At 53.4% G+C, this 6,665-nt stretch carries 10 protein-coding genes; all 10 read right to left on the bottom strand.

Annotation, left to right across the window (positions count from 1 at the left end):
• The coding region (locus tag GX016_06880; protein HHT71284.1) for a hypothetical protein at positions 1 to 251 on the bottom strand (251 nt) is incomplete at its 3' end.
• 28 nt (positions 252 to 279) lie between these two features.
• On the bottom strand, positions 280 to 705 hold the full coding sequence (locus GX016_06875; protein HHT71283.1) for a hypothetical protein: 426 nt from the start codon (positions 703 to 705) through the stop codon (positions 280 to 282).
• A 5-nt stretch (positions 706 to 710) separates the two neighbouring features.
• Positions 711 to 1,715 (bottom strand): flotillin-like protein FloA, encoded by a 1,005-nt coding sequence (gene floA, locus GX016_06870; GenBank protein ID HHT71282.1) that lies wholly within the window; start codon positions 1,713 to 1,715, stop codon positions 711 to 713.
• A 22-nt stretch (positions 1,716 to 1,737) separates the two neighbouring features.
• Positions 1,738 to 2,199, bottom strand: a complete 462-nt coding sequence (locus GX016_06865; protein HHT71281.1) for a hypothetical protein — start codon at positions 2,197 to 2,199, stop codon at positions 1,738 to 1,740.
• 62 nt (positions 2,200 to 2,261) lie between these two features.
• On the bottom strand, positions 2,262 to 2,714 hold the full coding sequence (locus GX016_06860) for a GatB/YqeY domain-containing protein (protein HHT71280.1): 453 nt from the start codon (positions 2,712 to 2,714) through the stop codon (positions 2,262 to 2,264).
• A gap of 13 nt (positions 2,715 to 2,727) precedes the next feature.
• On the bottom strand, positions 2,728 to 2,913 hold the full coding sequence (locus GX016_06855; protein HHT71279.1) for a 30S ribosomal protein S21: 186 nt from the start codon (positions 2,911 to 2,913) through the stop codon (positions 2,728 to 2,730).
• A gap of 99 nt (positions 2,914 to 3,012) precedes the next feature.
• Positions 3,013 to 3,357 carry a histidine triad nucleotide-binding protein gene (locus tag GX016_06850; protein HHT71278.1) on the bottom strand — a complete coding sequence of 115 codons (345 nt, stop codon included), beginning with the start codon at positions 3,355 to 3,357 and terminating at the stop codon, positions 3,013 to 3,015.
• Between the two features lie 33 nt (positions 3,358 to 3,390).
• Entirely contained in the window at positions 3,391 to 4,701 is a 1,311-nt protein-coding gene (mtaB, locus tag GX016_06845) for a tRNA (N(6)-L-threonylcarbamoyladenosine(37)-C(2))-methylthiotransferase MtaB (GenBank protein HHT71277.1), read from the bottom strand.
• 280 nt (positions 4,702 to 4,981) lie between these two features.
• The gene (locus GX016_06840; protein ID HHT71276.1) at positions 4,982 to 5,725 is read right to left on the bottom strand and encodes a 16S rRNA (uracil(1498)-N(3))-methyltransferase; all 744 of its coding nucleotides are present in this window, start codon (positions 5,723 to 5,725) and stop codon (positions 4,982 to 4,984) included.
• A complete protein-coding gene (gene prmA, locus GX016_06835; protein HHT71275.1) occupies positions 5,726 to 6,658 on the bottom strand; it encodes a 50S ribosomal protein L11 methyltransferase in 933 nt (310 codons plus the stop codon).
• Positions 6,659 to 6,665 lie beyond the last annotated feature (7 nt).

Raw genomic sequence — 6,665 nt, 5'->3', positions numbered from 1 at the left:
TCAAGTACAATATCCGGTGGAATTTCTAACAACTCCGCTACTTTTTTGCCCCAACGAACCCCTGGCTGCATACCGACGTCCCCCTCCACTTTGAGGCTCTTCCTTAGCATATGTATGAGTCCTAAACGGCCCGTAATACCGAAAAACCCCCCGGTAAACAAAAACACCCCTGAACATTCAGGGGTGGCAGTAATTACCATTGCCTCTTTGATCCCAGGATACCGTTCTTCTAAAGTCCGGCGCCTGAGCATAGCAGCTTTCTCTTGATATTTTATTCGACTACCGAGGACGCCAGGGACGATTGCACCGGGGTTCGCTTACAGCCTGCATGAGAATTAGGGACTGAATCAGGGCACCTGGGGCCAAGAAGCTGTCTTGACTAGATACCACCGTTCTTTCCGCCGGCTGTTGTTCGGATACAGTCACTACCACTGGGATTTGTGCCAGCCGGGGTGCTGGTTCCGGCTCCTTGCCAACAGGTACATCTCCACCGGCGGGCAGCATGTCTGCAGCAGTTGTCTCCAGGCCTTCGTCTTCGTACTGGTACGGCGGGCCGGCAAGACCGCGCCGCACCCGCCTGGACGGCCGCCGCTTAGGTGTAGCCACAGGCTCTGGTGCTGTTTCCTGCCGGCGCGGGGATCTTCTCCGACCTACAATTAAACTCCAGATGAACCAAAAAATCAGTAGTCTAAGAAGTGACGACATGGCCCTTACTCCCTAACAGGAGTAGATCCGCCCGCCGGTTCCGGGCCTTTGGGTGCCAACCGAGAAATTGATTCGCGCATATCGGTATCGGCCATAAGGTTTCTTAAATTTTGGTAATCCAACACACCGAACTTGCCTTCTCGCAAGGCTTGAGCGATAGCCTTGGGCACTTCGGCTTCTGCTTCCACTACCCGGCTTCTCATTTCCTGGACTACGGCTCTCATTTCTTGCTCATGGGCGATGGCCATGGCTCGCCGTTCTTCGGCTTTGGCCTGGGCAATGCGCTTGTCGGCATCGGCCTGGTCGGTCTGCAGCTTGGCACCGATATTTCGTCCCACATCTACATCGGCAATATCAATCGACAGAATCTCAAACGCCGTCCCTGCATCCAACCCCTTGTTAAGAACTGTCTGAGAGATGCTGTCCGGGTTTTCCAGTACGGCTTTGTGGGACTCGGCGCTGCCGATGGTGGTTACAATCCCTTCGCCTACACGGGCAATAATAGTGGCTTCGCCGGCTCCACCTACCAACCGGTCGATATTGGCCCGCACAGTAACTCTGGCTTTGGCCTGCAATTCAATACCGTCTTTGGCCACGGCCGCTACAGTCGGAGTCTCGATTACTTTAGGGTTAACGCTCATTTGCACTGCTTCCAACACATTGCGGCCGGCCAAATCGATGGCAGCGGCACGCTCAAACGTGAGGGGGATGCCGGCCCTGTGGGCAGCAATCAGTGCGTTCACTACCCGGTCTACATTCCCGCCCGCCAGAAAATGAGCCTCCAGCTGGTTAGTGGTAAGTTCGAGACCGGCCTTAGTAGCTTTAATCAACGGATGCACAATCCGACTGGGCGGCACTCTCCTTAGTCTCATTCCGACCAACCCAACAATACCCACTTGTACTCCCGAGGCTAGGGCTGAAATCCACAAACCGACCGGAATAAAGGAAAACAGGACGATTAGAGCGAAGACTATGAGTAACAGAGGAAAAAACAAAACCAGCAATTCCATGCTTGACCCTCCTTGCGAGTTTCTAGGCTTTTTTCACCAATATGCGCTGCCCTTCCACTTGAATCACAATAACATCTGTGCCCGAAGCTACGTACTCTCCTTCGGTAACCACTGCCCAGCGCTTTCCTGCCAACTGGGCGGTGCCAGCCGGCCGCAGAGGCGTTAAAGCAACACCGGTGGTCCCCAGCAATTGATTAAAATCTTGCGCAGCCGAGCCGGACAAACGCTCCTCTAAAATAAGATCCGACGGTTTTCGACGGCGAATAAAGAAAAGAATAGCAAATATACCCACAACGACCAAAAACAAAGCTGTAACAAAAGCGATGGTACCGGAAATGCCCGGTGCGGCCATAACTATTCCTAACCCTACTACTATCACCACTAGACCGGTCACTCCAAACAAACCAAAACCCGGTATGACCAAAATCTCTAGCGCCAAAAGAACAGCACCGACAAAAAGCAGGACCACGGCCAGTGTGAGCACTTTGAATTCCTCCCCCAAAGTGTATCAAAGACCCAGCCTTCATCGGACTGGGTCTTTTCTTCTCAGTGTTCCAGCAGTTCGCGAACAATCTTGTTAACCGTACGGCCATCAGCTCGGCCTCGGGTCTTCGGGATGATTGCGCCCATCACTTTGCCAAGATCCCTCTGGCCAGTAGCTCCAACTTCCTCAATAGTCTCCTGAGCCAGCCGGCGTATCTCATCCTCGGACAACGGTTTCGGTAGATATTCGCTTAGAATTCTGATCTCTTCTTCCAACTTAGCCACGAGATCAGCGCGGCCTCCCCGGGCAAACTCCGGAATGCTGTCTCGGCGCTCTTTGAGCTCCTTGGCCAATACCTCAAGAACTTCATCGTCGCTAAGCGGACGTCTTTTGGCAATCTCCGAATTCTTGATGGCCGCTCGAACCATGCGAATGGTGCTCAGGCGTAATTTCCCTTCTTCCCGAGCCTTCATAGCAGTCTTCATATCCGCAACCAGCTGCTCCTCAATAGTCACGCCCGGCAGCCTCCTAACGAAACCTTCTTCTGTTTCTCTTCCGTGCCGCTTCCGACTTTTTTTTGCGTTTTACGCTGGGCTTGTCATAATGTTCCCGTCTACGAATTTCAGACAAAACCCCTGACCGTTGGCACTGCCGCTTAAATCTGCGCAGCGCATTGTCGAGGGATTCGTTTTTTCCGATTCTAATCTCAGGCACTCGCCTCTCCCTCCCTCCGCCACGGTCGTGAAGCCGGGGTTTGAAGCTGGAATACAAGCACAAACACATTATATACCACGCTGAAAATTAGTGTCAAGCTTAGCCTGGCGGCCAATTAAGGAAACGGCCTCCCAAGACATGGAAATGGAGATGAGGCACCGTTTGCCCACCATCGTCGCCGGTGTTAACAACTACCCGAAATCCGCCCCGGTCAATACCTAGCTCACGGGTAAGCTTAACAATTACCTGTTGTACGGCCGGCAGCAGCTCTAGGTCGGCAGCAGCCAGCGACGACAGATCAGGGATATGTTTTTTGGGTACGACCAGAAAGTGCACCGGCGCCTGGGGGTTAATATCGTTGAAAGCCACTAGTCCTTCGTCTTGAAACAAAAAGTCAGTTGGAATTTCGCCGGCAGCAATCCGGCAAAAAATGCACTCCGCCATGGATTCACCCCCTTCTGTGGTACTGGTTCGCGTTTAGCGGGTAAAATCCTCCTTCAGCTCCCCGTGAACATAATCTTCGGCTGCTGCCGTTACAGTAACCGGCACAATTTGGTTGATTAGGCTGTCGTCACCGGGAAAGCGCACTCGAACATAATTATCACTGTAACCGGCCAGCAGGCCTTCTTCGTGCTCTTGTTCCACCAGCACAGCCAACTCTCGGCCCAAGTGTTGCTGATGAAAGTTCAAGGCCAAGCGGTGGCCCAAGGAAATTAGGCGCTGACTCCGATCTTCCTTCACCCAACTGGGTACCTGCTCCGGGAAGCCGGCCGCCGGTGTCCCCGGGCGCGGCGAGTAAGGGAATACGTGTAACCGGCTAAAAGCAGCCGCTTCCACCACCTGAACAGTGGAAGCAAAATCTTCCTCCGTTTCGCCGGGAAAACCCACCATAATATCGGTGGTAAGGCCAACATCAGGCACAGCTTGCCGAACTGCCCTTACCAGCTCCAGGTATTCCTCGGCTGTATAAGGACGACGCATCCGTTCTAGAATTCTGGTGGAACCGCTCTGCAGGGGGATATGTAAATGTGGACAAATCTTGGAACTGGCGGCTACCAGTTGCACAATCTCCGGTATAACCTCAGCCGGATCCAACGAACTGAGACGAATGCGTTCCAGCCCCGGAACCTTTTCCAGCAGCTTCAGCGGAGCCGTAAGATCGATTGGCGGCGAAAAGTCACTGCCGTACAGACCCAGATGAATACCGGTGAGAACAATCTCTTTGTATCCTTGCCTTACCAACTCCTCAGCCGCCCTTACTACCTGCTGCAAGGGGCGACTTCTTACCGGACCGCGGGCATAAGGAATAATACAATAGCTGCAAAACTGGTTACAGCCATCTTGGATCTTGAGGAAAGCTCGAGTATGGGTCGAGTAATCGGGTGGTAGCTCTTCAAACTTCCTTTCTTGCCGCACCGGTACTACTTTCTGTACCCGGTGTTTGGTTCGTTCGGCCTCTTCTACTAAGTCCACCACCTGGGATCGTTCAGCCGTGCCGATAATAACATCCACCTCGGGCAGCTCCTGTACTTTGTCGACTGCCACCTGGGGCCAACATCCTACCACCGCCACAATGGCTTTTGGGTCACGCCGGCCGGCCCGGCGAACCATCTGCCTGGACTTTCGGTCGGCTGTGCCGGTCACGGTACAAGTATTGATCACATATACATCTGCCGGCTCCTCAAACCCCACTACTTCGTACCCACGGTTACGAAATAGCTCTTTCATGGCTTCGGTTTCTGATTGATTCACTTTGCAGCCCAAGGTGCTAAACGCAACCCGTCTCATTAATAGCTTACCTACTTTCTGCCCCAAGAATAGCTTTTGGTAAAAGTATACCACGTCTTGGCACGGGCCTACTCCCCGACTCAGGTCTAAGTCGACTATTCTAGGGCTCGATGGTTAGAACCGCGTCATGGGGTTTATATGTGTTACGGGGTTATCCTTAACGCGGAGCTAAAGCGCTTATTCAAAAGAGCGCAGACGAGCGAGGATAGGGCGGAGCGGTTAGGTGACATAGGCGTCCACCTTGTTGTTTGCTCTTATCAGCAGGAGGTTCAGAATGTAGCTACGGCTCCAGTTCATCGAATTCATATAAGATAGCCGTTAGCGCTACCAGCCCCGCCGTTTCGGTACGAAGAATCCGCGGCCCTAGGCTTACCGACCGGGCACCGTGTTCCCTGGCCGTGTGAACTTCGGCCAAAGTAAAGCCACCTTCCGGGCCCACTAGCACCAACAGGTTTTCTAACGGTTGCCGGCGTAGCTGTTGCAGAGCTCGTTTAAGATCGGTGCTGCCCTCTTCCTCCCAACAAAGGAGCACCGCATCAAAAGCATTAAAACGAGCCGGCAAATCGCGAAAAGCGCATGCAGGCTCCACCACCGGCACCACCGCCCGGCCACATTGTTTGGCCGCTTCTCGGGCCGCCCGGCGCAAGCGGTCTTCCCTGGTACTCTTTCGGGATAATTTCACCACGGAGCGTTCACAAGCTACCGGAATCACCGCCTGAACGCCAATTTCGGTAGCCTTTTGGACTACCAGTTCGTTTTTTTCTCTTTTGGCCAAGCCTTGAGCTAACGTAACCTTAAGCTTAGGCTCTTTGAGTACATCTATCTCGGCCACCACTTGTCCCCAAACCCTACCGCTAGTTTCAACTGTGAGTTGTACCTGATATTCATGCCCCCGACCGTTGAACACACGCACCATCGTTCCTGACTCCAAGCGCAGGACTTTCCTTAGATGGTAGGCTTCTTCTGTAGCCAAAAACACTTTCCCGTCTCTAAACTGCTCCGGCCCAGCAAAGAAGCGATACATCTACGCTTCCTCCCAGCCGGCAGCAAAAGCCACCCACTCTTCTTGTCCCATGATCTCCAGCAGCTTCAAGCCCTTATTGGTTAGAGCCTCTTTAATATCATCGAATTGTGACTCGATAACACCGCTGCCGACGAAGGCTCCTTGAGCACCCAGATGAAGGGGCAAATCGTCGATTAACAGCAACAGGACATCGGCGGTAATATTCGCTACCACTAAGTCCGCCCGGCCTGAAAGTTCTTCGAATAGGTCTCCGGGCAAAACCGTCACCTTATTAATCACATGATTGCGCTGACAATTTTCCCAAGCGGCTTCCAGTGCCACCGGATCCACATCTACCGCTGCTACTTCAGCCGCTCCCAGTTTGGCGGCAGCTATGGACAAAATTCCTGAGCCTGTCCCGATATCGAAGACTTTGGCTCCTGGCTGGAGGTAACGCTCCAACAACGTCAACGCCATCACGGTGGTGGGATGATTGCCGGTACCGAAAGCCAGACCCGGATCGAGCTCAATGACAATCTCGTTCGCTGCTGTCCCGCATTCTTCCCAAGCCGGTTTGATGACTATATGTTCCCCCACGCGAAAAGGTTTGTAGTACGTTTTCCACGCTGTGGCCCATTCTTCCTCAGCCACTTCTTGCAGTGATATTTCGCCCGGTACCGCCAGCAATTTTAGCACCCGATTAAGTTCTCTTTGCAGCGCTTTGATTCGAGCTTCCAATTTAACATTTACCGGTAAGTATGCTTTCACCGTCACGTTGCCGTTCAGTGGCGCAGCCTTCAGCAGCTCGCTCACACCGAGCTCATCCGCCCGCGCCACCAGCTGGGCTGGGTCCTCGATGACTACCCCGCCGGCTCCGGCTTCATGCAGGATATTGGCCACTGCTTCCACCGCTTCTTGGGCCGTCTGAATGCTGATCTCTGCCCATCCTCTCATCGAGGGC

It is taken from the genome of Bacillota bacterium, assembly GCA_012837285.1.
Taxonomy (GTDB): Bacteria; Bacillota; DTU030; order DUMP01; family DUMP01; genus DUNI01.
Note: the sequence above shows the minus strand (reverse complement) of the source record. Positions and strands in the feature narration are given on the sequence as shown.